Source organism: uncultured Marivirga sp. (assembly GCF_963974845.1).
Taxonomy (GTDB): Bacteria; Bacteroidota; Bacteroidia; order Cytophagales; family Cyclobacteriaceae; genus Marivirga; species Marivirga harenae.
Window position 1 is genome coordinate 147146 of the sequence record NZ_CAXBEQ010000005.1, and the last position, 26578, is coordinate 173723.

Below are 26578 nucleotides of genomic sequence, written 5' to 3' on the forward strand. Positions count from 1 at the left end.
AAAAACACTCAATATCAATACCCAAGCTTGGTCATTTTTACACTACATCAAAAGCTAACGCATAATTATAAATTTCAGTAATATTATGAGTTTCAAGCTTTCTATTGATGTTTTTTCGATGCTGTTCAACTGTATTCCGACTAATACATAATTTATCGGCTATTTGTGGATTATTATGATTGTTTACCACTAATTCAAAAATCTCTAATTCCCGAGTAGTTAAAGAATTAAACTTTTTAAGATTTTGAACTTTAAAATCCTCTTGTTTAACGATCCGATTAAGTTTATGGAGAGAATAAGATTTATCTAAAAGTATTTTTGTTGGTTTTGGCTCATAGGAGGACATGATGGAATAATTTGGTTGTAATACTAATTGCTGTTAAAAGTAAACAGATTCTATAAAATAATCAATACCTATATTTTGGTATATTTTTAATTTACTAAAGGAAATTCAACTTTAAAAACAGCCCCTTTTCCACTAGGATTTCTTTCATACCATACTTTTCCATTACTTAATTCAACATATCGTTTCACTAAGGACAAGCCTAATCCAGTAGAACTTTCGCCTGCTGTGGGCCGAGCACTGAGTTTTGAGAACTGCTTAAACAATTTATCCTTTTCACCTGGATGGATACCGGGCCCCTCATCCGCAACACTTATTAGCAATTGGTTATCGTCATTATAGACACCAACTTCAATATTTTTCCCTCCCTCAGAAAACTTAATTGCATTTGACAAGAGATTTTCAAAAATTAGATGAATATAGGTTTGATCACCCTCTATTACAGTTTTCTTTGCTTCAACAATTAGATCAATGTTTATGTCCTTCTTATTAGCTAATTCTTGCATATTCATTACCAATTGATGTAATAGAGTAAAAACATCAAAGCTAGAAACATTAACTTTGTCATTACCATGCTCAGATTTATCCATTTCCAAGACTCTATTAACTAAATTTTCAGCATTATTAGAAGTTTGAAATAATAGCTTCTTTATTTCTTGTTTACGCTCCTCATCTTCTTCCATATCCAATAGTTTTATTAAGCCTTGGATATTCTTCAGAGGACTTCTGACATCATGTGCCAAAATTCTTATCACATAGTTTTTATGATCTATTAAGGTGGCAAGTTCTTCCTTTTGAGTAGCAATTGTCCTTTTTTGCTCCATCAAAGTATTGTTTTGATTAGCTAATTGATTAATGGCTGAGGTTTGCGTGGATTGGAAAATATAAGCTATAACAAAAATGATGAGCAACAATCCCGGTTGGACCAAGGTTATCCATAAATCCCGATCAGGCGAGTTAAATTGATTTGGTAATTCAAAACCTGATATTTCTAGTAGCCCTATTCCTACCATTATCAAGAAGCTAACAGATCCCCAAATCAATGCAGAAGACCTATTTACCACCAGTAGCGCCAAAACCGGAATGGAAATTATCCATGGATATATAGCGGAATTAATACCTCCTGACGTAATAGCGAGTACAATAACTGCAATGGCACCAACAAATACATACAAATTTCCTATTGTATTAACTGAAAGCCTAGTTCTGAATAAAAAGGGTAAGAGTAAAAAGCCTATGACATTAAATGCCATTAACTTAACACCCATATCAAAATTAAATAATAGGCTTAGTAAAAAATAGCTTCCAGAAAACGGGCTTGTCAAAAGTGATGCTTTTATCAGTAGTCTGGTTTTTCTAAGACTGACCTTATTTACTTTTCTATCCTCTGTTATAAAGAATTCTATTAGCCCCTCTATTTTCATCTAGTTAACAGCATTTGTACGTACAACATAATTTAATACTCAGCAAATTAGTGGAATTTAATCAGCAATAAATTAAAAACTGTCTAAACATTTTTACGATTCGATCAATAGCTATATTCTTTCTTTAAGTCGTAATGGATTCAGAATCTTCCTGCTGAACTAAGAACTTCTGGATGACTTTATCGATTAAAAAAAGTATGAGTCACGTAAAATTTAAATTCAGTAAAATCAGGAAAGAAATTACAGTCTCCACAGCTAGAAGTGGTGGCGCTGGGGGGCAGCATGTAAATAAGGTCGAGACAAAGGTAATATTACGGTTTAATGTAAATGAATCGCAAATATTATCCGATTTTGAAAGAGACACAATCTGTAAAGCGCTCACCAATAAACTAAGTAAGTCTGGCGATCTACTAATAACAGCGGAGAATCACTCCTCACAAATAAAAAATAAGGAATTGGCCTACAAAAAAATGGAAAGAACCTTGTCCAAAGCCTTTGTAAAACCAAAAATCAGAAAGAAAACGAAACCAACTAAGGCTTCTCAGAAAAAACGCTTACAAAAGAAAAAAATTCAAGGTGAGAAAAAGAAAATGCGTAAAAATCCAATGAAGGAATAGTTTACCAGCCCCAAGTGCCTTTGGCTCCTTTAAACGGTCCCACAATTTTGGATGTAATCCATCCTCCATAGAAATCTCCTTCCTGAGCCTGAACTTTTTCGTTCCCTACATAGCAAGCGTCCATTTTATGAGCATAAACTGCTATATGGCCCTGCAATACTTTGAATACACCTTTCGGTGTTGGATATCCCCAAGCAGCATTTGATACCAATCGGTTCCTATTTCTAATGTCGTAGTAAAACGCAATTCCTTTAAATTCGCAAGCAGTACTAAATACTCCCTCTACTAGAGTCTCTTTTTTGAATGAAGAGATAGGTAAATAGTAGGTAGGTGGATGGCTGGTTTCCAAGACTCTATAGGATTGATTTGTATCTGCTATCACTTCCTGATTAAATACAATTCTTAAATGCTGTGTTACTGCTTCTACTACTGGTGGTCGTGGATAATCCCAAACTGATTCCTGACCTACCTTGGGTTTAATCTTTTTCATTTTGATGTTAATTAAGGTACTAAAAAGGAGGCTTTATCAGCTTCAAAATCGAATTGTGCTCTAATGTGCCCTTCCGAATTCAATTGAAGGATTTCAGCCTGAGCAACTTCCAGTCTGATTACAGCAAAATATTTATCATCAATATCTGCTTTCATTTGAAGGGCGTTTTGTAATGAATTCATTTTCAGTCCAGGTCTGAATTCCGTATTGTAGGATTCTTTTCCTCCATTCATGGAGTTCCAGTGGCCATCTGCAATTTCATCTTGATGGTGAATATATGCCTTAGCTCTTAATTTAATCTGAAATCTTCTTTGTTTATCATAAGCCAAAACACTTACCAGATTGTTTTCTGTTATTTCACTAATTTTTTTTGATCGGTAGTCTGTATAAATATATAATTCTTTACTTCCCGTCTTAAATTTCCTTAAAACCACATATCTAGAATTGGGAAATCCATCTGTTACGGTATTAAGAGTGAGGAAGCGAAAGGCGGAGTGCTTGTCATTCCCTGCTCTATTGAGCACCTGTACAAGTACCGTCTTAATTTCCTCAAGATTGATTCCAGGCTTAATCAAACTCATTTAAGTAGCTTTTTTATCCCCTGATTCATTTTTTTTCCAAATCTCTTCCAAAAAATGTTTTGGCTCCATGACCAGATATTAAAGAATCCGTTGTGGACAAAACAGCTAAGTTGAACCCTAACAATTCTCTTATCTCCTTTATCATCCGTCCAAAACTCAAGTCGGAATGGTCTTACTAATCGAAATGAAAGCGCATAGCTACCGTAAAAGTATTCAAGATCTCTGTAATGCGGAGTAATTTCTCCAATTTTTCCTGCCAGCGATAAACCTGGCCCGTGATGATTGTTCAAAACACCCGTAACAAAATCATGAGCTTGGTCTGCGCTTCTCAGGAATTCAACCTTAAATGGCCAAACTTGTGATTTAATAAAAGTGTTTGGATTATTTAGCCATTTCCAAATCTGCTCTTCTGAATATTTACTTTCATATTCCTTAGTAAAAAGATGAGCTTTAAATCCCTTCGGCTTTATATTTGTTGTTTTTTCAATATCCATGACAAATTTTTATTGATAACTCTAGAAAGACACAATTGTTGATATTTTTTGAATAGCATATCTAAAATATAACTTTTCCATTATCAAGACTGTCAAACTAAACCCTATATAATTCAAAATCACTTTCCCAATTGCAATCGAAACCGCAATCGTTTTCGGAATTTTTGTTCGTAAAATCCTTTTATTTTATATTTTAAATAAGGTAATTAAGCTTTCAACCAAATAATATATTTTATGAAACGATTAATTGCACAACGATTTATTGCATTATTACTGATGGTAATAATTGCATCCTGCTCTGATGAAAATAAGCTTGAAGAGCAGCGAAAGCACTCGAACAAAAAAGCGACCGATCCATTTTCAGACGTCACCAGAAATGATGGCAATAGCAATCAAAGAAATCCTGGACCTGGGGGTGGCATCATTATGCAGGCTTTCTACTGGGATGTGCCAGCAGGCGGAACTTGGTATCAAACCATTGAAAGTAAAATCGCAGATTGGGATGCAGCAGGTGTCAGTGCCATTTGGCTCCCTCCTGTTTCAAAAGCTATGAATGGCGGATATTCGATGGGATATGATCCTTTTGATTACTTCGACTTCGGTGATTATAATCAACAAGGTTCTGTGGAAACTCGTTTTGGATCTCGATCTGAATTGGAGAGTTTAATCAATACTGCACATCAATTTGATATTGATGTCTATGCCGATATAGTCCTAAACCACAATAGCGGAGGTGATTTAGAATCCAATCCATATACTGGAACAGATACTTATACAGATTTCAATCCAGCTTCCGGTAAATTCTATAGATCTGCAAGTGATTTTCATCCCAATGCTATTGTAGGAAGTGATGAAGGTGTCTTCGGTGGCTTTCCAGATTTAAGTCACTCTAACACATATGTACAAGATTGGCTATGGAATAGAAGCGATGGAGTAGGAAAATATTACAGAGACGAATTAGGTTTCGATGGTTGGAGATTTGACTATGTAAAAGGTTTTGGAGGCTGGGTAGTCCGTGAATGGATGAATAACGTAGGCGGTTTTGCCGTAGGTGAATATTGGGATGGCAATGCACAACTGCTTCAAGATTGGGTCAACAGTACCAATAGAACCTCTTCCGCATTCGATTTTGCATGCTACTATAGAATGGATGAAGCTTTTGATGGAAATGATTTAACAAAATTACAAGGCGATATGCTTTGGAAAAGGGATGCTGCGAAAGCGGTGACATTCGTAACCAATCATGATACAGATGAGATCTGGGATAAAATGCATGCATATGCCTATATCTTTACCCACGAAGGTTATCCTACTCTTTTCTATCAAGATTATGAGGAATGGCTAGATCAAAACAAATTGGATAACTTAATGTGGATTCATAGAAATTTAGCGACTGGCGGAACTAATATTTTATATGCTGATAATGATGAGTATGTTGCCAGAAGAAATGGTAATCCTGGTATTGTGGTTTATCTAAATGATTCCAATCAGTGGCTTGAGCGTTGGGTGCCGACTAACTGGGGTAATGCTGTCATCAAAGATTATACAGGGAATTCCAATTGGGAGCCAACTACACAAAATGACCAATGGGTAAAAATTCAATGTCCGCCAAATAGTTATACAGTTTGGTCTTTGAAATAATTTTATTTTAGCTGTTAGAAAGTCATCCAAAGTGAATTGGGTGGCTTTTTTCATTTCAGCTCTCAGCCCATTTAAAATGACAATTATATATCACCTGTTTCCTTTGAAATTGATATAATTATTATTTAAGATATATAGGTCTAACAAAGCTTTGGGACGAGCAAAAAATTCTCTGATAGTCACTTGAGTGGAGGAATAGACTGGGACTTCTGCTGCTGGAAAGGCAATAGCATCCATTTCATAATACTGACTGATATAAAGGGCTCTAAAGGCGTGGAATTCTTGTGTAATAATCGTAACATCATTATGATGAAATACTTCTTTGCACCGAGCTACACTTTCTATGGTTCGTAGGCCAGCAGTATCAATGGAAATAACCCTTTCAGGAACACCTTTCTCCATTAAAGCTTTTTTCATATCACTAGGCTCGTTATAGTATCTAGTTCTATTATCCCCACTGAGCAATAACCCTTTTACTTTACCCTTATGATACAGTTGAGCTGCTGCCTCCATCCTATTATCAAAAAAACTATTGGCTTCACCTTTCACATTTCTCTTGCTAGTCCCCAGAACTAAAGCCATTTCCTTGATTGGTATGCTATCAACATCCTCATATATATAATCGCTAGTTTTTGAAATAATGAAAACATTGGAGAATATGGCAAATACAATTGCGGATATTAAAAGGAATAAGCCAAGGCGAATAGAAAATTTTATCATTACAATTTATCAGGTTCAAAAGCCTTAACGAAGAATCTTTCATAATCGTCAGGTCTGGCCATACATTTTTTATACCATTGCAAACGGTAATCGGCCTTGGTTTGATCGTCAAATTGCCAATTTTCTACAAGAGATCTTATTTTACTGATTAAGCTGTAAAATATAATGCCGGATGCTACTGAAACATTATAGCTTTCAGTGAAACCATGCATTGGCAGACGAACAAAATCATCTGCCATTGCTTTTGATTCTTCGCTTACCCCATCTCTCTCATTTCCCATTACCACTGCAAAAGGCTGAGTTAAATGCAAGTCCTCTGGAGAACAAGCATTTCCATTTGGACTAGTAACTACGATTTTATAGCCTTTTGATTTTAAGTCACTCAGCACATCTTTCGTAGGCGTTTTACTTTCGGGATACTGGTGGACATCCACCCATTTAATTGCCCCTCTGCTGACTCCTCTACCTAATTTGAATGCATTTTCATTTTCTATTATATGGTAGTGCTGAATTCCCAAACATTCTCCAGATCTAATAATCGCATTGGCATTATGTGGATCCCTTATATCTTCCAAAACTACTCTCATAAATTCGGTTCTATTTTCAAGAACGGATTCAATAAAGCCTTTTCGTTCTTCGGAGAGAAATTCCCCAAATTTTTGAGTGAGAAAATGATTTAATTCAACGTCCATTTTCGATTAAAACAAGCCTAATTGCTCTTTATCATCATCTACATCAAATTCAATGGAGTCACCTGATTTAAACTCCTTAGGCTTTTCTTCTTTTTTGCTTTCCAATAATTTTACTTTTGTAACATCATATTGAGAAAGTTTATTTCCTATTGCTTTCCAGCCTTTAACGTCAATAAGCATGTCAAAATCATAAATTGCTGATTCTTTTTCCCTGCCTTTACCTTTCCTGAATTCAATTTCAAGCTGAGGATCCTTGTCTGTAGTCACCAAAGTGAGGACGGACTTTTTATGTTCCGAAATAAAAACAAATGCTTTATTCAGAGTTCGCGTTTCAATCTGGAAACGCTTCACATAATAGTTTTTAGAAGCCCCATCATAATAAACGCTTGCTATCACTTTATTAGGATCAAATTTCTCTATTAGTAAGACCTTGTCCCCATCAAAACGATTGGTCAACTCATAATTGCTTAGTTCATATGACCCATCTTTGTTTATAACCAATATATTATCGTCACCATGGAAGGAACCGATCATCTGTCCTCTTTCATCAGTATTGAGTTTACCTACTGACTGATCATAATAGATCTTCAGGCCACCAAAACTACTTTCTCCAAGCAATTTAAATTCAATCTTCTTAACAGGATATTTAGTCAGAATATTACCTCCAGCTCCTCTGCCCTTAATTTCCAATTCAGCAAAATCAAAATCAAATACTTTTACTCTCGCCCTGCAAGAATTCGATAATTTAACATTAATCACCTCTGATTCTCCATTTGGACGAGCTTCCAAATACAATACCTTTGAGCCTTTTGCACCCTTAGAAACATCATAATCCCGATCCCTGGTAACCGATAAAACCTGAAATCTCTTCACCATTGTTCGACCGGTCTTCCCGTCTAAATAAGCTGCGTTATAAACCCTGCGTTCATCATTCTTTCTAAAAATATCAACATGTATAATGTCTTTCCCAACGAACACCTTTTCATCAATTCTAACTACTTTGTAAGTCCCGTCCCTTTTAAATGCAATTACATCATCCAAATCAGAGCAATCAGTCACGAACTCATCCTTCTTCATACCGTAGCCAATGAAGCCTTCCGCACGATTAACATAAAGTTTCTGATTATTGGCCGCAACCGTATGAGCCTGGATATTATCAAAACTCTTTATCTCTGTTTTACGCTCTTTGCCTTTTCCATACTTCTCTAATAATCCTTTATAATATGCTATGGCATATTCGGTTAGATGTTGCAGGTGATGTTCCACTTCTTTCAACTCCTCTTCCAATTTGCGCATCAATTCATCCGCCTTGAATTTATCAAATTTGGAAATTCTCTTAATCTTAATTTCCGTTAATCGGATGATGTCCTCTTGCGTTATGTCTCTGTAAAATTGAGGTTTGAATGGCTCTAATCCCTTATCAATAGTCTCAAGAACCGCTTCCCAAGTTTCGCATTCCTCAATATTTCTATAAATCCTGTTTTCTATGAATATCTTTTCTAAGGAAGAAAATAGGATTTTCTCCATTAGCTCTCCTTTCCTGATCTCCAGTTCACGCTCCAATAGATTAAGCGTATCATCCACATTCTTTTTCAGAATCTCATTGACAGGCAAGAAATGAGGTTTATCCTCAATGATAACACATGCATTAGGAGAAATGGAGACTTCACAGTCTGTGAAGGCATAAAGTGCATCGATAGTGATGTCCGGTGATTGACCAGCAGCTAATTGAACCTCAATTTCCACATCTTTAGCCGTGTTATCTACTACTTTTTTGACCTTAATCTTTCCTTTATCATTAGCTTTGATGATAGATTCAATTAAACCAGTTGTGGTTGTGCCAAAAGGAATGTTTTTGATTAAAAGTGTTCGCTTCTCTCCTTCCTCTATTTTAGCTCTAACTCTGATTTTACCACCTCTTAAACCTTGGTTGTATTCCGAAAAATCGGCCATTCCACCAGTCGGGAAGTCCGGATAAAATTCTACTTTTTTATTCTTTAAAACATCAATACAAGCATTGATTAATTCACAGAAGTTATGGGGGAGTATTTTGGTAGAAAGACCGACTGCAATCCCTTCAACACCTTGAGCTAATAATAGTGGGAATTTTACTGGTAATGTAACCGGTTCTTTTTTTCGTCCATCGTAGGATAACTGCCATTCTGTAGTTTGAGGATTGAAAACTACATCTAGTGCAAATTTTGAGAGTCGCGCCTCAATATATCTGGGGGCAGCAGAACTATCTCCTGTTCTAATATCGCCCCAGTTCCCTTGGGTTTCAATTAGAATATCCTTCTGACCCATATTTACAATAGCATCGCCTATAGAAGCATCACCATGTGGATGATATTGCATAGTTTGTCCAATGATGTTCGCTACTTTATTAAAACGCCCATCATCCATTTCCTTCATGGCATGCATGATACGTCTCTGGACAGGCTTAAAACCGTCTTCATTAGCAGGTACAGCTCGCTCAAGGATTACGTAAGATGCATAATCTAAAAACCAGTTTTCATACATACCTGAAACTGGAATCACATTGTGTAATTTATCTTTATCCTCTCCGTTTTGGTTGTTATTAGGTTCTATATTCTCGTTATTTTCTTCCATTTGAATTGATCAAAGACGATATTTTTTGTTCCGTGACAAACTGAATTATTGAAGAACTGAACTTCAACAATTGTACAACAAATTAAGCTTCGGCTAATTCTTCCTCTAAATCCTTCTCCACCCTTAATTTATCAATAATAAACTGTTGTCTCTCCATGGTATTTGTTCCCATATAGAAAGTCAACAGGTCTTTTATTTTTGTTTGGTTATTTAAGATAATCGGATCCAATTTGATGTTCTCATTGATAAACTCACCAAATTCCTCTGGAGATATCTCTCCTAAACCTTTAAATCGAGTGATCTCTGCCGCTTTTCCGATTTTCTCTATTGCTCTTCTTCTTTCTTCATCAGAATAGCAGTAAATCGTTTCCTTTTTATTTCTTACTCTAAACAAAGGTGTATCTAAAATATACAAATGACCATCACGCACTAAATCTGGGAAAAACTGCAAAAAGAAAGTCATTAAAAGTAAACGAATATGCATTCCATCAACATCGGCATCAGTGGCAATAATCACTTTTCTATATCTAAGCCCTTCCAATCCTTCTTCTATATTCAATGCATGTTGCAAAAGGTTAAATTCCTCATTTTCATACACTAATTTCTTGGTTTTACCATAGCAATTTAATGGCTTGCCTCTAAGACTAAAAACAGCTTGAGTCTGGACATCTCGCGATTTAGTGATAGAACCAGAGGCAGAATCTCCCTCGGTGATGAAAATCATCGTATCATCTTTTCTATCATGTTTATTATCATCATAATGAACTCGACAGTCACGTAGTTTTTTATTGTGAAGGTTGGCCTTCTTAGCACGTTCGTTGGCGAGCTTTTTTATTCCAGCCATGTCCTTACGTTCCCGCTCAGATTGCATGATTCTCTTCTGAAGGGCCTCAGCAGTCTTAGGATTTCTATGCAAGTAATCGTCTAATGCTTTCTTGACGAAATCATTAATGAATGTACGCATTGTAGGTCCATCTGGCGCCACATTTTGAGAACCTAATTTAGTTTTGGTTTGAGATTCAAAAACTGGCTCTTGAACTCGGACAGCCACGGCAGCTACTACTGCTTGCCTGATATCTGATGGATCATAATTCTTTCCGTAAAAATCACGAACAGTTTTCACAATAGCCTCCTTAAAAGCAACTAAATGCGTTCCTCCTTGTGTAGTATTTTGGCCATTTACAAAAGAATAATACTCTTCTCCATACTGATTGGCGTGAGTCATAGCCATTTCAATATCTTCTCCTTTCAAATGAATGATTGGGTATCGATTAGTTTCTTCGTCAGATTTTCTATCCAATAAATCCTTTAAGCCATTTGCTGAATGAAACTTCTCACCATTAAAATTAATGGTTAAACCAGAGTTAAGAAAAGCATAATTCCACATCTGTTCTTCCAAGAAACCAGGAATAAAATGATAATTTTTAAATACTGTTTCATCTGGCTCAAAGGCAATCAAAGTACCATTCCTGCCGCTCGAACTGCTTACATTCGCATCATTCTCAATAACTCCCCTCTTAAATTCAGCAATCTTTGTTTGGCCTTCCCTGAAAGCTTGCACTTTAAAATAATTAGATAAGGCATTGACTGCTTTAGTACCAACTCCATTCAGACCAACGGACTTTTGGAATGCTCCTGTATCATATTTACCTCCGGTGTTGATCTTGGAGACGCAATCTACCACTTTTCCGAGCGGGATGCCTCTGCCATAATCTCTCACCTCTACTCTCTGATCGGTTATCTTAATTTCTATTGTTTTTCCAAACCCCATCATATGTTCATCAATGGAGTTATCAATCACTTCTTTAACCAAAACGTATATTCCGTCATCAGGAGATGAACCATCACCTAATTTACCAATATACATTCCAGGACGCATACGTATATGTTCCCGCCAATCCAGTGATTTTATACTGTCCTCATCATATTGAAATTCCGCCATCGTATTTATGGATTGAAAAGTTTATGCTTACTCAAATTTTAAAATTACAAAGCTTTTTCTAATTGTAAAGCTTTTTGATTTCCAGACCAATTGATTTTAGGTATGACAAAGCACCTAAACAGATAAAGCCTTACATAAAGCAAAGCCAATAAAATATTTGAATATGAGATGTTTAAACTGATCTTTAAATCAATCTAACCATCATGAAAAATATTTGAAAAAAATTATTTATTTCTTCTTAAGATGAACGGCAACCAAAGTACCCAGAAGAAAATAAGCAAAAGACTCCCAATTAATAAAGGCAAGTACCCAGTTTGGGTTAAACCATCTTCATTGTTTACGAAAATAAATACAGTAAGCAAACTTGCAAAAAATAAATTAAACGCACCTGCCAAGCTTCTTGCCCATGAGGCTAAAGTATTTCTAGCTTTTTCCTGCTTAAAATAGAAATTAGAGCCTATCGGTTGACTATTTATCACTACAGCTAGGGCAACACAGATAAGTACAATTACAGTAGGAATTATTAATCCTGAATAAAACAATGTATTGTTGCTGAATTGAATTTGATTATCTAATACCTTGATTTTCACACTAGATAACTCAGCAAAATATGCATAAGTATAAAATAAAACCGCTAAATAGGCTAAGCTAGTCCCAATCAAAAAAGCTCTTGAAATCCTTTCCATATTAATTATTTATTGGCAAAATTAATCGGATTCATGAGTATTTCAGCATTTTTTCGAGGAAGTTTTTATTCAAAATGTTATATTTCGCAACGAAGCAATTTTTATTATTGTTTTAGGTATAAATTAACTAAAATGGATTTTAACCCAATCATATTATCAATCCCTATCTATTTTGCCCTCATTGGGATTGAATTACTCATTCAAGCAGTGAAAAGGTATAGAATTTATAGGCTAAATGATGCAATTACCAACATTAGCTGTGGAATAACCCAGCAAGTCACAGGCATCTTTTTCAAAGTACTTAGTGTAGCAGCTTATCAATGGGTATTCGAAAATTTTGCATTATTCTCTATTGCCCCAACCTGGTATAATTTGATATTACTGTTTATTCTGGCTGATTTCTTTTATTATTGGGCCCATCGGAAAAGTCACGAAATCAATTTGTTCTGGGGTGGGCATGTAGTACATCACCAAAGCGAAGATTACAACTTCTCTGTGGCTTTAAGGCAAGGTTCTTTCCAAATTATCTGGACATTTTTCTTCTATTTTCCATTAGCCATACTTGGTTTTGACACTTTAAGTTTTGTATTAATGTCTGGCTTGGTAACCGTTTATCAATTTTGGATTCATACTGAAACCATAAGGAAGATGGGAGTTTTTGAATTAATTTTCAACACACCTTCTCACCACCGAGTCCATCATGGTAGAAATCCCAAGTACATTGATAAAAATCATGCAGGAGTTTTTATTATTTGGGATAAAATGTTTGGGACTTTTCAAAAAGAGGAGGAAAAGCCTACGTATGGAATAACAAAGCAAACTGCAAGTTGGAATCCTGTTTGGGTAAATTTACAGCACTATGTAGAGATGAGTAAAGGTATCAGGCAAATGAAAGGAATAAAAAATAAACTTAAATATATTTTTTACAAACCTGGTTGGCGGCCCAAAGAAATGGGTGGTCAAATGCCGATTCCTGCAGTTGATCCTGAACATGATCAAAAGTTTGATAAGCAAGCATCTGGTGCATTTAGTCTATACGTTTTAGTTCAATACATCATTATTTTGGGTGGCACTGCCCTATTCCTCTTTACTGCTGACAATTTTAATACTTGGGAGCAAATATTAGCCGTTGCGTTAATTATTTTAGGAGTTACAAGTTTGGGCGTAGTCCTTGAGGAAAAAAAGTATTCCTTCGCTTTAGAAATATTTAGAGTATTACTTACGCCAATAGTAATCGTATTTGTCCTTCTTCCTGTAATAGGGAAGGCAATAATGATAGCAATATTAGCTTATGGACTACTTTCATTTGCCTCATTAATATTTATAAAGAAATCATATTCAACTGTCGAACAACCTACTTCAAAAACAATTTTATGAACTTAAGTCGCATAATCGCATTTGCTGTTTTACTTTTTATAGTTGCATGTGGAAAATTACCTGAACTAAAAAATATAGACCTCAAAAATTGGAAAGATGATAAGGACGGCTGTCTAGAATATAGAATTGAAGTGATCAGCGATTTGCTTGATCAAAAAGAAGAATTGAAAGGACTGTCACAAAATGAAGTGATTGACTTATTAGGTGCTGCTGACAAGCATCAACTATATGAAAGAAGCCAGAAATTTTTTATCTATTATTTAGAGCCTAACGAAAATTGTGCAAAATACTCGGAAGGTTATGTAAAAGCTTTATATATTCGTTTTAATTCATTAGATCAAGCAGTTGATTTTAATGTTCAAGAAGTGAAATAAAACATAAATTGATTTTTTAAACTCAACAATAACAGTTTATCATGGCAAATTGGAGAAGAAAATTGTACAACTGGAAAATTAGAAATTTAGCCTACTCAATGGGCTTTGGCATTATACTTCTAGTTTGTGCTATTTATTTGGTGATATCTAAAACGGGAGTAGATCACCAAAGTATCTTAAGAACAAAAACCCTGGCCAATTTAGATAATATCAGCCTACCCTTAGCACCTCAATATATAGCTGAGAACAAAGAAAATATTGGGTCCAACATTAGAGCCATAGAAAAAATCTTGTTTGCCTATTCAAAAGGAGGTCAATTGGGCCAAGAAGAAACAGAAGTGAAAATTCAAGCTGAAGTAAAGTCTGCAGTTGACGATTTGATAAAATATTGGAACCCTTTAAAAAAAGAACTTTATAAAATTCAAGATGGTGAAAACTCTATTGAAGGGGCTCGATCGGAATTGGAAAAAAAATATGCTGCATTTCTAAAAGAGCAGCAAAAACTTAAAAAGGTAGTAGAAAAAGTAAACAGTGAAGAAGAAAAAGATAAAGCTTTCTACACTATTCTTTTATTTATTTACATTTTATTATTGAGCTCCTTTATTTACTGGATAATAAAATATTTGATTCTCAATCCCATTTATAAAATATCGCTGTCTGCGAGAGAATTAGCAAAAGGAAATTTAACTGAAAAAATAAATTACAATAGCAAAAATGAGTTAGGATACATTGCCCAGAACATTAATTCAATGGCTGAAATCCTAGAAAACGCAACTGATTTCACCACACAAATAGGTGAAGGAAAACTAGATGCAAAATATCATGGATTAGCTGAAGACCACGACAATTCTTTAGCTACCTCTCTACTGCAAATGCGAGAGAAAATGCAAGAATCAGCAAAAGCAGAGAAAGAACGAAGTTGGGTGAATGAAGGCCTTGCAAAATTTGCTGATATTTTGAGAAATAATAATGACAATATAGAAGAGCTATCCTACCAAATCATCTCCAATTTGGTGAAATTTATGGAAGCCAATCAAGGCGCACTGTTTGTTTTAACGGAGCCAGATGATGAAAATGAGGAACCTAAAATCGTTTTGGAATCAGCCTACGCATATCAGAGAAGGAAGAGAATTAAACAAGAAATTTCAATTGGTGAAGGATTAGTAGGACAATCTGTGCAAGAAGGTGATAAGCTATACCTAACTGAGGTCCCTGAAGATTATATCGAAATTAAATCTGGTTTGGGGGAAACTCTTCCACGCTGTGTTTTAATTGTACCATTAAAAATCAATGACGTTACCAAGGGAGTAGTTGAAATAGCCTCAATACAGCAAATCCCTCCCTATAAAATTGATTTCGTTGAAAAATTAGGTGAAAATATTGCTTCCACCATTGCCAATACCAAAACCAATGAACGTACCAAAAAGCTCTTGATGGAATCTCAAGAGATGACAGAACAAATGCGTTCGCAAGAAGAGGAAATGCGTCAGAACATGGAAGAAATGGAAGCAACGCAAGAAGAAATGGGCAGAGCTCAGACCGAAATGGCGGAAAAAGAGGCTAATCTGAATGCATTAATAAATAATACTACTGATTCCATAATCCTTATTGACTCTGATTATAAAATCATTTTGATGAATGACGTGATTAAAAACAGATACAAAGGGACCCAATACGAACAAATGAAAGAAGGTAGCAATGCCCTTGACATGCTTGGAGAGGTGAGAAATGAATGGAAAGCATACTATGACAGGGTTTTCAAAGGCGAATTTCTTTCCTTCACTATCAAAAGTAGTGTGCAAGGTGAGGATTCCTATCGTCATTATGACATCCACCCTATCAAACAGAAAGATGGTACAATAACTGGTGCATCTGTATTCTCGCGTGATATTACCAAAGAGAAACAATTGGAAATGCAACGTGAAGAAAATGCTGAAAAATTAGCGCAACGGGAATTTGTATTAAATGGTATGATCAATAATACAGATGACACTTTCTTTGCGATCAATACCAATTATGAAATTCTTGTAGTTAATGAGGTCTTAAAAAACAGATTTAAAGAATCAGGAGTCGAATTGAAGGCTGGTTTAAGCATTTTAAGTATTTTGCCCAAAGAACAACTTGAAAAATGGAAAGCCCGCTACGACAAAGCTCTTGCAGGTGAAAAATTGAGAATTGAGGAAATTAGGGAATTAAAAACTGGTAATCTAACCATTGAAACTCGATGTGAACCTATTTATAATGATGAAGGTGCAGTGATTGGCGTCTCAACTGTTTCAAGAGATATTACAGAACTCAAAAAAGCGCAAGAAGCAAAAGAAAATCTTCAAAAAGAGTTAGATAAGATAAAAAGTAAAAAATAATCAGCTGCAGATAGATTTTGAGTATACGATACGTGATCGTATATTTTCAGTTGTAATCAAATTACTATAAATTATGAAAGTAACTGCCATAATTCCAGACGAGCTGATCAATAAAGTAAAGTTAAAAAGTGGTGGCAAAAACATCACTGAAAGCTTGATTATAGCTCTCACGGAGTATCTTAAGGAAAAGAACGTTGATGACCTTATTGATCAAGTCAATGAAAAACCTTTGGTTTGGAATGATCAGTACACGGCAGATGGAATACGTAAAATAAATAGAAGCAGATGATTTTAGTGGATACTTCCGTTTGGATTGAATATTTGAAAGGAAACGAACACTATAGAAATATCTTACCCAAATATTTAATAGAAAAACATGTAATAGCCATTAGTGCTGTTTTTGGAGAACTACTCCAAGGAGTCAAGAACTCAAGGGAACATAAGATCATCATGGGCTTCTGGGAAAGTTTACCTAAAATAAATGAAGAAGCACTATTCATTAAAGCCGGTAAACTTTCTCATGAGTATAAACTTTACACTGCTGTAGTTGGTTTAATTGATACTTATTTATTAGCAGCGGCTCTTAATAATGATCTTGCCCTTTGGAGCTTAGATAGCAAATTAACTGAAGCCATTGACATTATTGAAAACAAATAAAATTTAATGCTTAAAATTACGTCATTCCTACTCATCTTTTCTTTGTTATTCACCTCGTGCCAAACTAGTGAAGAAAAACAATCCACCGGCACAGAAAAGAAATCTGCGTCAACGCCAAAAGTTGATATAGCGGATATTGAATTGGGAATCAGATCCTATATTGACAGCAAAACCAAAGAAATGGATGGTTATTTCCATTTAAGAGATGACAACAAGGAATTAAGGTTAAAACTGGTACGGGTCCATACAGAATATCTCTCCAATCTTGGCCCAAACCGACATTTCGCTTGCGTGGATTTAGCTGATGAAAACGGAGACGTATATGATGTAGATTTCTTTTTGGAGGGACCTTCAGGTGCGATGGATGTTACAGAAACAACAGTACATAAATTAAACGGTCGGCCATTCTATAGTTGGAAGCAAAAGTCCGACAAGACTTGGCACAGAGTCCCTATGGAAAATGCCTCCAATGAATTATTAGGGATAGTGGAAGGCGAAGATGAATTTGAATTTTATTACGAGACCCAACTACCCAAAATTCAAACTGATGCCAAGGTCTGGATTCCAATAGCACAATCTGACAAGTTTCAAGAAATTGAAATTGTGAACATGCAAATCCCTGATGAGAATGAAATTTTGACGGAAACAGCATACGGTAATAAAATCTTGTTCTTAAGCCTCAATTCTGACCATAGTAATCAACAGCTAAAGATTACTTACCATGTAAAGAGAAAAGAGAAAGGTGCCTACTCAGAAAAAAATCCAGATTTAAATAGATATTTAAGTGAAAATATTCTAATGCCCGTTGGAAATACTAGGTTTAATGAGATAGTAGCAGAAGCACTAGCAGGGAAAGAAAACCAAAGCAAGCTTGTCCACGCTAGAGCTATCTATGATTACATAATTGACAATATGCGCTACGCAAAAAACGAGAAGTACGGGACCGGTGATGCCGTATATGCATGCGATTCAAAAACAGGGAATTGCACTGAATTTCACTCCCTATTTATTTCTTTAGCCAGAACAGCCAATATTCCTGCTCGATTTGCAATTGGAGCTGGGATTCCATCCGACAGAGATGAAGGTGGAATAGACGGGTATCATTGTTGGGCCGAATTTTATGCAGATGAAAAATGGTGGCCAGTCGATATCAGCGAAGGCAATAAGTACACCGCTCTAGCTACCTACTATTTTGGTAGACATCCCGCAAATAGAATTGAATTTACGAAAGGAAGAGATTTGAAATTTGAGCCTGCACCTCAGTCGAGTCCTGTAAAATTCATGGCCTACCCAATTTTTGAAGTTGACGGTGAAAGTATTGTTAGCAATGCGAAATTTAGTTTTAATCGTCTGAACACAAAATAAATTCAGATAGAAGAAATTACTAAGCAAACGGAAAGAGACTTTTGAGGCTAACAAGTGCTAAAGGATTTTTCAGAATGTTATCAATTCTCATTTGGCTTTTAGAAAAGCAGCATCATTGTAATTCAAACTTTCAAAAACAAAAAAGCCACTTTAAATTAATAAAGTGGCTCTATAAAAAGTCTTAATCTATATAATTAAGCATCTGCTCCAACAGGTGCAATTCTATTTAGTACTTCTTCGTATTTAGCTTTCAAATCTGGATCAACAGAAAGAGTAGATTTAATAGTTTTGTATTTTTGAACGCCTATCATACCTTTTACCAAAGTGTTTAGTGCATCTTTAATGGCATCAATTTTTTCTTCTTGCTCTTTCACAAGTAGCCCCATAAACTTGATTTCAAATTCATTAGCTCCTAATTCCTTTAATTTAGCTTCATTATCTCCAGCACCTTTCAATTCATTATATCTTTTACCATCAAAGCCTTCCTGCTCTTCAATTAAACCTTGAATAGCGGGTCCAACCTCTGCTTTCATTTGTTCTACAACTTGCACCACTAATGCAAAATTATACAAATCCTTGTCCGTAATTTCTGAATCTTGCGCTATTGCAACATTAGAATTTAATAATACTAATGCAGCTAAAGCCAACATTCCTTGTCTCACTATTCTTTTCATAATTGTTAATATATTTGATTTTTTGAATTGATTACATATTATAGAAACCCGAATTAACGCTTTTTGTTGGCATGACGCAAATTTTTTGCTTATTTTATCATCAAAAAGTAACAAATATGAGAAAAGTCGTGTATTATCTAAGCTCTTGTGACACTTGTAAGAAAATTATGGGACAACTGGACTTAGAAAGTTTCGATAGAATTGACATTAAGAACAACCCACTTACTGAGCCTCAGCTACTTGAATTATATGCGATTACTGAATCATACGAGGAACTATTTAACAAAAGGGCTATAAAATTTCGTCAACAAGGCTTAAATAAAGAGGAATTGACTGAAAATAAATACAAAAAGCTTTTACTGGAAGAATATACTTTTCTTAAAAGACCCGTATTTTTAATTAATGGTGAACTTTTTCTTGGGAATGCTAAAAAAACTGTGGAGCAACTCGTAGAGAGACTAGGGAAATAGATCAACTCAATTTTTGATGTATTTTTTTATTGTGGTGGTATCCTCCCATAAGGTTATTCCATTTAAATCTTTGAGCTGTACTTGTAAAACATAATCAATATAATTCTGGTCTGCATTTATAAATTCCTCAGCTGTAATTGCCCCAGTTACTTGAAACTCTGCAGATTTGCGATCACCTTTTTCAATGAGATTTAGCGAAGGATCATCATGTATATACTTTGAGAAAAACTTTTCTAGTGATTCTCCACCCCCTTTAAAATTGCTTTCGAAGGAGTCTATTTCTACTCGTGGAATTAAATCAAATTGAGCTTTATGATTTTTTAACCAAGTCGATGCTAATAGATTATTATACAATTCATTTGTAGCGATCTCCGCATCTGTATCATTCCATCTCCCACTTAAGTCAATATCATCCTGACTGTCTGTTTTCAATACTTTTTGTGTACTGCATGAGGAAAGAATCACAAAGGATAGAAGAAAGAATGTATATTTCATATTTTTAGAATTTAACAATACCTTTTAGGTTCAAAAACCTTGCCGATAACGAATTAGGTACAGCAAATGTTTGAGCATTCACATCCTCTATCCATGAATAGGAAATTGTGTTACTAACCCCCAGCACATTCAAAACATCTAAGCCTAACCAGAAAGAATCAATATACTGCAGATCTTTAAGTTTACCCCCCATAAACTGCTTTGAAAAACCTACATCCATCCTTCTGTACCATTCCCCTGTAAAGATATTTCTGCTGTCTAAGCTATTGGGTGGGCCAAATGGAAGTCCTGAGCCTATTTGCAATTTTAAATTTACTTTTAAAGTTGGATCATTGATGAAGTTGTCTTGAAAAAAGACTGATGCAGTCACTCTTTGATCAGTTGGTCTTCTGATATATCCTCGACTGTCTTCATCAACATTCTCCTTAGTAGACAAAAAACCAAGACTAAACCAAGATTCCATATCTGGAATAAAATTCCCACTAAATCTAAAATCTGCCCCATAGGCATAGCCATCAGCAGAAAGTTCAGGTCTGTATCGTAACCTGATATTATCTACATCAAATGGAATAATATTGTATAAGTATTTATAGTAAACAGCTGAATTTATTTGGAAGGGTCTTTCCCAAATTTTCAAATTTTTTGAATAGGTACCTACAAAATGCAAAGCAGATTGCGCCCTAACATCTGGTGTGATATTTCCAAAAAAATCTCTTAATTCCCTATAAAACGGATACTGGCGGTAAAGCCCCATGGAAAAATTGAACTGACCACTTTTATCAGGATGTAAAATCAATTGATATTGAACTCGTGGACTAACTAGCCATTCCCCAGTGTTTGATCCATAGTTCAATCGTAAGCCTGAATTTAAGGATTGTCGGCTAGTTATTTCCCACTCATGTTGCACATAAACATTAGCAAAATCAGCCACTAAGTTATTTTCTTGCTTTACCACTCTATTAACATGTGCAAAATCAGCAGAATCCCTGAATTCAAACTCATCTAAATAGTCATTTACAAACTGTCTCTTATATTCGACCCCAAATGCAAGTAGGTGCTCTTTCTGAATCTGCCAGTCATTGCGAATTATAGCTTGTGCAACTTGGGCATATAGAAAATTCCGAGCATAATTATAGTTAGCTCCAATCCCCCTAAGACTTATACATTCATCAAAAGTATCGGAAGAAAAATCTCTATCTACATCGCACAACCTATAAAAGCCTTCCGTATTAATATATTCGTACTCTGATGTGGAAAAAGCAGATAAAATTACCGAAGTCCTGAAATTGTCCGTAAATAAATGGCGTAATCTTGCACCTCCCTGAAAGCTACTATAGCTTAAGGACTCTGCTCCTTCATAAGCTACAAAAAATCTTAACTTTTGCTGAAATGAGCCAAAATCGGTTTCCCTTGAGGCAGGTTCAATACGATAATCATTTTGAGCAATAACTGCCAATAAATCCAGAGTTGTTTTATCAGAAAAACGGTAATTGTAGAATGCTTGAAAATCCAAAAACCTTGGCAAGTATTCTCCTGCAGTTTCAAAGGTATTAAACAGATATTTGGCATTCTTATATCTTAACCCAAGTAATAAATTATCATTTTCGTTAAATTGAGTGGATACATAGCCTGAGGCACCCAGTAATCCTAAATTAATATTACCTTCTGTTTCTTCGGTTTGTTTGTAATCAATTAGAAGATTACTAGATAATTTATCTCCATATTTTGCCTCCCATCCACCAGCTGAAAACTCTACATTGCCCACAAGGTCAGGATTAATGAAACTTAGACCTTCCTGTTGCCCAGCTCGCACAAGGAAAGGTCTGTAGATTTCCATTCCATTTACATATACTAGATTTTCATCGAAATTTCCGCCTCTAACAGCATAGGAACTACTCAATTCATTATTGGAAACAACCCCAGGCAAAGTTGTAAGTAATTGATTAAATTCATTAAAGGGAGTCGCTGTTTCATTTATAGAAAGAGGTTCAATTTTTTGCAAACCGTTTCTTGGCAAATTATTGGTTTGTCCACTTACGTCCACCTGTTGAAGTAAAAGATTATCCACTTCCATTTGAATCACAATAGAGTCTTCTGAATCTATATTTATACTTTGATTTATGAAGCTCACGTGTGAAATTCTTAAACTGTACTCGCTAGAATTAGGAACTTTCAAAGTAAAAAAACCCAGACTATCAGTTTGGGTATTAAATTCAGAATTAATTAATTCAATGCTTGCAGAGGCAATTCCCTCATTGTTTCTTGCATCCACTACCCTACCGTTTAAGTGCTGACTTTGCCCGTAGGTTAAAATAGGTATTGATAATGTTAGAATTAGAATAAAGATTGGACGCATGTACTGCCAGCTATTTTTCAGAAAGAAACGTCTTTAAGCTCTTGTATAGTATGTATTGGATTTTCTGATTTAAATACAAAATTTCCAGCCACTAACACATCAGCACCCGCTTGCAATAATTTAGGGGCATTCTCAATATTTACACCACCATCTATTTCGATTAAGGTAGTAGCATTTTGATCAGCTATTAATTCTTTTAATTGGCGAACCTTTGTATAAGTTTGCTCAATAAATTTTTGTCCCCCAAAGCCAGGGTTCACGGACATCATACAGACTAAATCCGTATCCTGAATCACATTTTCCAATAAAGACACATTTGTATGCGGATTGATGGCCACGCCTGCTCTTAAACCTAAATCTCTAATGCTTTGCAGAGTTCTATGTAAATGAGGGCTAGCTTCGTAGTGAACTGAAATGGTTGCAGCACCTGCATCATGAAAAGCTTGAATATAATTTTCAGGCTTCTCAATCATCAAATGTACGTCTAACGGCTTTTTAGCATGTTTGTAGATAGCTTCACAAACTGGCAATCCAAATGAAATATTGGGAACGAAAACACCATCCATGATATCAACATGGATATAATCTGCTTGGCTTTCATTCAACATTTCCACATCTCTTTGCAAATTAGCAAAGTCTGCGGCTAAAACTGAAGGGGCTATTAAATGACTCATTTGACAAAGATATAAAAATTGAATTTACCCACCACTTATGCAGTTAAAAAAGCAGCCCCAAAAACTCCAGCACTATCACCTAATTTCGGTTTCACAATAGGTGTTTTCAAGTCTGGGTTAAATGTGAATTTTTGTACTGACTCAATTCCTTCATCATACAGATAAGGTATATTCCCAACGCCACCACCAATAATAATTACATCAGGGTCAATGACATTTACTATAACTGCTAAGCCTTTTCCAAAGAAATGAATTAATCGTTCATATGTTTTTTGTGCATATTCATCTTCTGATCGATCAGCCATAATATCCTTTAGCTTTTTATTCACTCCGGAATTTTTTTTATAAAATCTCTCCAAAGCTTTGCCAGCCAATATGGTTTCCACACATCCATGTTTTCCGCAATAGCAGTCCTCTCCATCTTCATCCAAAAATATATGGCCCCACTCACCTGCTATGCCATGCTTTCCATTCCAAACTTTCCCGTTTATAACCAATCCGCCTCCCACTCCAGAGCCCATAATAACACCAAAAACTACCTCTGCATTAGGAAATTTCTCTTTTACGATACCCATTTGTGTTTCTGCAACTGCAAAGCAGTTTGCATCATTAGCTATAAAAACAGGAATCCCTAAAAGTTCAATTAAATCTTTGTGAAGAGTTTGCTTATTAAGATTGGTGGAGTTGCTATTTTTTAACAACCCAGTTTCAGGATCTGTTGAACCTGGAGTGCCGATACCAATCGAATATGGTCTAAATCCTATTTCCTCTGCCATTTGGTCAACTAATAATCGGATCTTTTCTTTGATATGTTCATAGCCCTGTTCTGCTTCTGTAGCCACTCTCCTTCTCAGCAAAACATCAGGCTCTGCTTTAGATTTTAAAACTACTCCTTCAATTTTTGTACCTCCTAAATCAATACCCCAAAGTGCCTTCGACTGCGTCATTTCACCAAATTTTTGTTGAAATCTAATATGGGATTATAATCTAAATTTTGGAAGAGAATATGAAATAAAAAAGGCACGAAATCAAATTTCGCACCTTTTAAAACTAAATTATAACCAAATTCTTCTAATACTCGTCTCCACCACCTTCGAATTCACCACCTTCTCTATTCCCTTCCTTTTTCTTTTTATTAGAATTAATTCTATAATCAAAAGAAAGTGTTACTGTCGTGGTTCTCCATTGAAATTCAGAATCATAAAAGAAATCTTCTCCGACTGTGGTTGTTCTCCATTTTCTAGAGTTTAATAAATCCCTCACATTAAGAGCTAAGGTTCCCTTATTATTCAAAACCTCTTTGCTAAAGCCTAAATCAACCATATAGAATGCTTTTCGAGTTCCTTGTGTAGTTTGTTGGGGAGCTCTATAAAATGCACTTAATTGCATATTAAAATCATTACTGAACGACATTTGAGAAGTAGCTCTACCTGATGCAGTAAAGGTTTCAGCAGAGAAAACTTGCTCGTTTACTACACCATAGGTTTCTGAATAAAAAACATTTAAGTTTCCATTCAATCTCCACCAATCATTTAAATCATGAGAATAATTATTTTCTATCCCAATGGAATTGCGTTCTGCCAAATTCTGTGGCTGTGCATAAGTAATACCATCAATCACAGTGTTTATTCGTTCTGTTACTCCAGTAGTCCTTCTGTAGTACAATCCGCTGTATAGTGTAGCATCACTAAAATTATTCACTAAACCTACCTCATAGGAATCCGTGAATTCCGGGTTTAAGTTTGGATTCCCTATTCTTATATTTCTATCATCGTTAAAGTTTGAAAAAGGATTCAAAGACCTAAATCCCGGACGGTCAAACCGTCTGCTGTAGCTGGCTTGCAATGAATGTAATTTATTGAATTCATAAGTCATAAAAACGCTCGGGAACAAGTTTAAATAATCTCTTGCGTTTGTGGTATCGACAGGAGATTTTAAGCGTGTACTAATGTCTGTTAACTCTGCTCGCAAGCCTATTTGATACGTAAACTTATTAAGTTCACTATTATAAATTGCGTACAAAGCATGTACATCTTCATTATAAATGAAATCGTTAGTAAAATCACTTAAAATACTATCTGCTTCTTGCCCTTCTACTTCTTGAGTAACCTCATATTCATTAGTAATAGTTCTTAAAGTACTTCTCCACCCTGCTTCGAATGACCTATTTTCACCAATTGGTTTAACGTAATTAGCTTGTAGTAGAATATTTTCGGAAAATTCATTGATCAATGACCTTTGCTGAATGCTGTCTACAAATTGATTTTGAGAAATTACAAACCTTTCATTTCTCAAATCTGAGTCTTCGGTTTCCGTATTGTTCCTGTACTGAATATCAGCTGTCAATTTATGTTCATCGTTACCACCAAAGGTTTTAGTGAAATTCAGCTCATATTCCAGAACCTCTTCATCTTCTTTTTCATCCTGAATTCGAACAGAGCGCCTTACCAACTCACGAGTGCTGCGGTCAATTCCATCATAATCGTCATAAAAATTGTTACTTAAATTATTTTCATCTGAAATTCTATACAAGAATGATCCAGTAACTGTTGTGCTCTCATCAAAACTATAATCTAAACCAAATCTAGCATTTTGTGATATCCCACTTCTTTCTCTTTGACGATCCACGTAAGTAGAATAGGTAGTATCTTCAGGAGTAAATTCTTGATCAATGTAACCACCGCCAAAATTTTCTCTGTAAGTTATTCCATAAGCTCCAAAGAGATTAAGGCTACCCTTTCTATAATTAAGATTACTATTTATTCCACCTATATATGGATATCCCAGATTAGTACTTACACTCCCATTAAAACCACCCTTCTTCTCTTTTTTCATAATGATATTGATAATCCCGGCATTGCCTTCTGCTTCATATCTTGCTGATGGATTTGTAATAACCTCAACCCTTTCAATCATGTCCGCTTGAATTTGTCTTAATGCGGAACCCCCACTAATTCCGACTAATCCGGAAGGTCGTCCATCGATTAAAATTCTAACATTTCCACTACCTCTGAGTGAAACATTTCCTTCAATATCAACGGTCACACTAGGGAGATTATCTAATAACGATTCTGCATTACTTCCAATATTACTAAGATCTTCTCCTACGTTAAAAACTCTTTTGTCCAACTTCATTTCCATTTGCGGTCTTCTGGCCACAACCTCTACTTCTGAAAGTTGATTTACATCTTCACTTAGTTCAATAGTTCCAAAATCGATTGTACTTGTATTTGCTACTAATTTTCTATTAATAGTCTGATAAGAAATAAACTGAATTCTTAGATTGTATTCTCCGCTTTCGACCTGAAACTGGAAAACACCAGATTCTGGAGTTACTGTTCCAGTAACAATCTCATCATTTGCATCCAAAACACTTACATTTGCATAAGCTAATGGCTCCTTAGTTTTAGCATCTACCAACTTTCCGCTCACGCTTGTAGTCTGCGCCCAAGCTGAATGGGAACCTAAACTGATTAGAATTAGAATAAATAATTTAAGAGTATTATTTCTCACGTTTTGCATTTTTTTGCTTT

General features: G+C 35.3%; 25 protein-coding genes. 9 read left to right on the top strand and 16 right to left on the bottom strand.

What is annotated here, in order from left to right; genetic code table 11:
- Window positions 1-37 precede the first annotated feature (37 nt).
- A complete protein-coding gene (locus AAC601_RS12515) occupies window positions 38-346 on the bottom strand; it encodes a helix-turn-helix transcriptional regulator (RefSeq protein ID WP_303269285.1) in 309 nt (102 codons plus the stop codon).
- 86 nt (window positions 347-432) lie between these two features.
- A complete protein-coding gene (locus AAC601_RS12520) occupies window positions 433-1767 on the bottom strand; it encodes a HAMP domain-containing sensor histidine kinase (protein ID WP_340153470.1) in 1335 nt (444 codons plus the stop codon).
- A 197-nt stretch (window positions 1768-1964) separates the two neighbouring features.
- On the opposite strand from AAC601_RS12520, the gene arfB reads away from it, so the two are divergent.
- Complete coding sequence (arfB, locus tag AAC601_RS12525) at window positions 1965-2384, top strand: alternative ribosome rescue aminoacyl-tRNA hydrolase ArfB (RefSeq protein WP_340153471.1); 420 nt, start codon at window positions 1965-1967, stop codon at window positions 2382-2384.
- Window position 2385: 1 nt separating this feature from the next.
- On the opposite strand, the gene AAC601_RS12530 is transcribed toward arfB, so the two are convergent.
- Genes AAC601_RS12530 through AAC601_RS12540 form a run of 3 tightly spaced genes read right to left on the bottom strand, consistent with a single transcriptional unit; the run spans window position 2386 to window position 3949 of the window.
- The gene (locus AAC601_RS12530; RefSeq protein WP_303269288.1) at window positions 2386-2874 is read right to left on the bottom strand and encodes a DUF427 domain-containing protein; all 489 of its coding nucleotides are present in this window, start codon (window positions 2872-2874) and stop codon (window positions 2386-2388) included.
- Between the two features lie 11 nt (window positions 2875-2885).
- Window positions 2886-3455 carry a pyridoxamine 5'-phosphate oxidase family protein gene (locus tag AAC601_RS12535; protein ID WP_303269290.1) on the bottom strand — a complete coding sequence of 190 codons (570 nt, stop codon included), beginning with the start codon at window positions 3453-3455 and terminating at the stop codon, window positions 2886-2888.
- Window positions 3452-3949, bottom strand: coding sequence for a hypothetical protein (locus AAC601_RS12540; RefSeq protein WP_303269291.1), 498 nt, complete (start codon window positions 3947-3949; stop codon window positions 3452-3454). The genes AAC601_RS12535 and AAC601_RS12540 overlap by 4 nt, the downstream gene beginning before the upstream one ends.
- A 234-nt stretch (window positions 3950-4183) precedes the next feature.
- Between AAC601_RS12540 and AAC601_RS12545 the strand changes: the two genes are divergently transcribed.
- On the top strand, window positions 4184-5590 hold the full coding sequence (locus AAC601_RS12545; protein ID WP_303269292.1) for an alpha-amylase: 1407 nt from the start codon (window positions 4184-4186) through the stop codon (window positions 5588-5590).
- 90 nt (window positions 5591-5680) lie between these two features.
- Here AAC601_RS12545 and AAC601_RS12550 read toward each other — a convergent pair whose 3' ends face one another.
- The 5 genes from AAC601_RS12550 to AAC601_RS12570 all read right to left on the bottom strand — a co-directional run bounded on the left by AAC601_RS12550 (window position 5681) and on the right by AAC601_RS12570 (window position 12240).
- Window positions 5681-6310: an ElyC/SanA/YdcF family protein gene (locus tag AAC601_RS12550; RefSeq protein WP_303269293.1), complete on the bottom strand. Its 630-nt coding sequence runs from the start codon at window positions 6308-6310 to the stop codon at window positions 5681-5683.
- A complete protein-coding gene (locus tag AAC601_RS12555; protein ID WP_303269294.1) occupies window positions 6310-7002 on the bottom strand; it encodes an RNA methyltransferase in 693 nt (230 codons plus the stop codon). The genes AAC601_RS12550 and AAC601_RS12555 overlap by 1 nt, the downstream gene beginning before the upstream one ends.
- A 6-nt stretch (window positions 7003-7008) precedes the next feature.
- On the bottom strand, window positions 7009-9612 hold the full coding sequence (locus AAC601_RS12560; protein WP_303269296.1) for a DNA gyrase/topoisomerase IV subunit A: 2604 nt from the start codon (window positions 9610-9612) through the stop codon (window positions 7009-7011).
- Window positions 9613-9694: 82 nt separating this feature from the next.
- Window positions 9695-11554 (bottom strand): DNA topoisomerase IV subunit B, encoded by a 1860-nt coding sequence (locus AAC601_RS12565; RefSeq protein ID WP_303269298.1) that lies wholly within the window; start codon window positions 11552-11554, stop codon window positions 9695-9697.
- A gap of 224 nt (window positions 11555-11778) precedes the next feature.
- Entirely contained in the window at window positions 11779-12240 is a 462-nt protein-coding gene (locus tag AAC601_RS12570; protein WP_303269300.1) for a hypothetical protein, read from the bottom strand.
- A 132-nt stretch (window positions 12241-12372) separates the two neighbouring features.
- Between AAC601_RS12570 and AAC601_RS12575 the strand changes: the two genes are divergently transcribed.
- From AAC601_RS12575 to AAC601_RS12600, 6 genes are all read left to right on the top strand, one after another.
- Complete coding sequence (locus AAC601_RS12575; RefSeq protein WP_303269302.1) at window positions 12373-13617, top strand: sterol desaturase family protein; 1245 nt, start codon at window positions 12373-12375, stop codon at window positions 13615-13617.
- On the top strand, window positions 13614-13991 hold the full coding sequence (locus tag AAC601_RS12580; protein ID WP_303269303.1) for a hypothetical protein: 378 nt from the start codon (window positions 13614-13616) through the stop codon (window positions 13989-13991). The genes AAC601_RS12575 and AAC601_RS12580 overlap by 4 nt, the downstream gene beginning before the upstream one ends.
- A 41-nt stretch (window positions 13992-14032) precedes the next feature.
- Window positions 14033-16354 (top strand): PAS domain-containing protein, encoded by a 2322-nt coding sequence (locus AAC601_RS12585; protein ID WP_303269305.1) that lies wholly within the window; start codon window positions 14033-14035, stop codon window positions 16352-16354.
- Between the two features lie 73 nt (window positions 16355-16427).
- The gene (locus AAC601_RS12590; protein WP_303269307.1) at window positions 16428-16643 is read left to right on the top strand and encodes a DUF2191 domain-containing protein; all 216 of its coding nucleotides are present in this window, start codon (window positions 16428-16430) and stop codon (window positions 16641-16643) included.
- The gene (locus AAC601_RS12595; protein WP_340153472.1) at window positions 16640-17011 is read left to right on the top strand and encodes a PIN domain-containing protein; all 372 of its coding nucleotides are present in this window, start codon (window positions 16640-16642) and stop codon (window positions 17009-17011) included. The genes AAC601_RS12590 and AAC601_RS12595 overlap by 4 nt, the downstream gene beginning before the upstream one ends.
- Before the next feature lie 6 nt (window positions 17012-17017).
- Window positions 17018-18376 (top strand): transglutaminase domain-containing protein, encoded by a 1359-nt coding sequence (locus AAC601_RS12600; protein ID WP_340153473.1) that lies wholly within the window; start codon window positions 17018-17020, stop codon window positions 18374-18376.
- A 194-nt stretch (window positions 18377-18570) separates the two neighbouring features.
- On the opposite strand, the gene AAC601_RS12605 is transcribed toward AAC601_RS12600, so the two are convergent.
- Entirely contained in the window at window positions 18571-19050 is a 480-nt protein-coding gene (locus AAC601_RS12605) for a hypothetical protein (RefSeq protein WP_340153474.1), read from the bottom strand.
- Window positions 19051-19166: 116 nt separating this feature from the next.
- Between AAC601_RS12605 and AAC601_RS12610 the strand changes: the two genes are divergently transcribed.
- Window positions 19167-19520, top strand: coding sequence for an ArsC/Spx/MgsR family protein (locus AAC601_RS12610; RefSeq protein WP_303269315.1), 354 nt, complete (start codon window positions 19167-19169; stop codon window positions 19518-19520).
- Window positions 19521-19526: 6 nt separating this feature from the next.
- Here AAC601_RS12610 and AAC601_RS12615 read toward each other — a convergent pair whose 3' ends face one another.
- The 5 genes from AAC601_RS12615 to AAC601_RS12635 form a co-directional block, all read right to left on the bottom strand.
- Entirely contained in the window at window positions 19527-20015 is a 489-nt protein-coding gene (locus AAC601_RS12615) for a hypothetical protein (RefSeq protein WP_303269317.1), read from the bottom strand.
- 4 nt (window positions 20016-20019) lie between these two features.
- Window positions 20020-22371, bottom strand: a complete 2352-nt coding sequence (locus AAC601_RS12620; RefSeq protein WP_303269319.1) for a TonB-dependent receptor — start codon at window positions 22369-22371, stop codon at window positions 20020-20022.
- A 17-nt stretch (window positions 22372-22388) separates the two neighbouring features.
- Entirely contained in the window at window positions 22389-23045 is a 657-nt protein-coding gene (gene rpe, locus AAC601_RS12625; RefSeq protein ID WP_303269320.1) for a ribulose-phosphate 3-epimerase, read from the bottom strand.
- Window positions 23046-23080: 35 nt separating this feature from the next.
- Window positions 23081-23992 (bottom strand): ROK family protein, encoded by a 912-nt coding sequence (locus AAC601_RS12630; RefSeq protein ID WP_303269322.1) that lies wholly within the window; start codon window positions 23990-23992, stop codon window positions 23081-23083.
- 124 nt (window positions 23993-24116) lie between these two features.
- Window positions 24117-26567, bottom strand: a complete 2451-nt coding sequence (locus AAC601_RS12635; RefSeq protein WP_303269323.1) for a TonB-dependent receptor — start codon at window positions 26565-26567, stop codon at window positions 24117-24119.
- Between the last annotated feature and the right edge of the window lie 11 nt (window positions 26568-26578).

Bases quoted from the DNA above. Each gene is read 5' to 3' on its own strand.
- AAC601_RS12610 (WP_303269315.1), top strand. From the start codon at position 19,167: ATGAGAAAAGTCGTGTATTATCTAAGCTCTTGTGACACTTGTAAGAAA.
- arfB (WP_340153471.1), top strand. From the start codon at position 1,965: ATGAGTCACGTAAAATTTAAATTCAGTAAAATCAGGAAAGAAATTACA.
- AAC601_RS12630 (WP_303269322.1), bottom strand. From the start codon at position 23,992: ATGACGCAGTCGAAGGCACTTTGGGGTATTGATTTAGGAGGTACAAAA.
- AAC601_RS12540 (WP_303269291.1), bottom strand. From the start codon at position 3,949: ATGGATATTGAAAAAACAACAAATATAAAGCCGAAGGGATTTAAAGCT.
- rpe (WP_303269320.1), bottom strand. From the start codon at position 23,045: ATGAGTCATTTAATAGCCCCTTCAGTTTTAGCCGCAGACTTTGCTAAT.
- AAC601_RS12615 (WP_303269317.1), bottom strand. From the start codon at position 20,015: ATGAAATATACATTCTTTCTTCTATCCTTTGTGATTCTTTCCTCATGC.
- AAC601_RS12600 (WP_340153473.1), top strand. From the start codon at position 17,018: ATGCTTAAAATTACGTCATTCCTACTCATCTTTTCTTTGTTATTCACC.
- AAC601_RS12555 (WP_303269294.1), bottom strand. From the start codon at position 7,002: ATGGACGTTGAATTAAATCATTTTCTCACTCAAAAATTTGGGGAATTT.
- AAC601_RS12560 (WP_303269296.1), bottom strand. From the start codon at position 9,612: ATGGAAGAAAATAACGAGAATATAGAACCTAATAACAACCAAAACGGA.
- AAC601_RS12565 (WP_303269298.1), bottom strand. From the start codon at position 11,554: ATGGCGGAATTTCAATATGATGAGGACAGTATAAAATCACTGGATTGG.
- AAC601_RS12575 (WP_303269302.1), top strand. From the start codon at position 12,373: ATGGATTTTAACCCAATCATATTATCAATCCCTATCTATTTTGCCCTC.
- AAC601_RS12605 (WP_340153474.1), bottom strand. From the start codon at position 19,050: ATGAAAAGAATAGTGAGACAAGGAATGTTGGCTTTAGCTGCATTAGTA.
- AAC601_RS12570 (WP_303269300.1), bottom strand. From the start codon at position 12,240: ATGGAAAGGATTTCAAGAGCTTTTTTGATTGGGACTAGCTTAGCCTAT.
- AAC601_RS12620 (WP_303269319.1), bottom strand. From the start codon at position 22,371: ATGCGTCCAATCTTTATTCTAATTCTAACATTATCAATACCTATTTTA.
- AAC601_RS12520 (WP_340153470.1), bottom strand. From the start codon at position 1,767: ATGAAAATAGAGGGGCTAATAGAATTCTTTATAACAGAGGATAGAAAA.
- AAC601_RS12580 (WP_303269303.1), top strand. From the start codon at position 13,614: ATGAACTTAAGTCGCATAATCGCATTTGCTGTTTTACTTTTTATAGTT.
- AAC601_RS12635 (WP_303269323.1), bottom strand. From the start codon at position 26,567: ATGCAAAACGTGAGAAATAATACTCTTAAATTATTTATTCTAATTCTA.
- AAC601_RS12545 (WP_303269292.1), top strand. From the start codon at position 4,184: ATGAAACGATTAATTGCACAACGATTTATTGCATTATTACTGATGGTA.
- AAC601_RS12535 (WP_303269290.1), bottom strand. From the start codon at position 3,455: ATGAGTTTGATTAAGCCTGGAATCAATCTTGAGGAAATTAAGACGGTA.
- AAC601_RS12595 (WP_340153472.1), top strand. From the start codon at position 16,640: ATGATTTTAGTGGATACTTCCGTTTGGATTGAATATTTGAAAGGAAAC.
- AAC601_RS12590 (WP_303269307.1), top strand. From the start codon at position 16,428: ATGAAAGTAACTGCCATAATTCCAGACGAGCTGATCAATAAAGTAAAG.
- AAC601_RS12585 (WP_303269305.1), top strand. From the start codon at position 14,033: ATGGCAAATTGGAGAAGAAAATTGTACAACTGGAAAATTAGAAATTTA.
- AAC601_RS12515 (WP_303269285.1), bottom strand. From the start codon at position 346: ATGTCCTCCTATGAGCCAAAACCAACAAAAATACTTTTAGATAAATCT.
- AAC601_RS12530 (WP_303269288.1), bottom strand. From the start codon at position 2,874: ATGAAAAAGATTAAACCCAAGGTAGGTCAGGAATCAGTTTGGGATTAT.
- AAC601_RS12550 (WP_303269293.1), bottom strand. From the start codon at position 6,310: ATGATAAAATTTTCTATTCGCCTTGGCTTATTCCTTTTAATATCCGCA.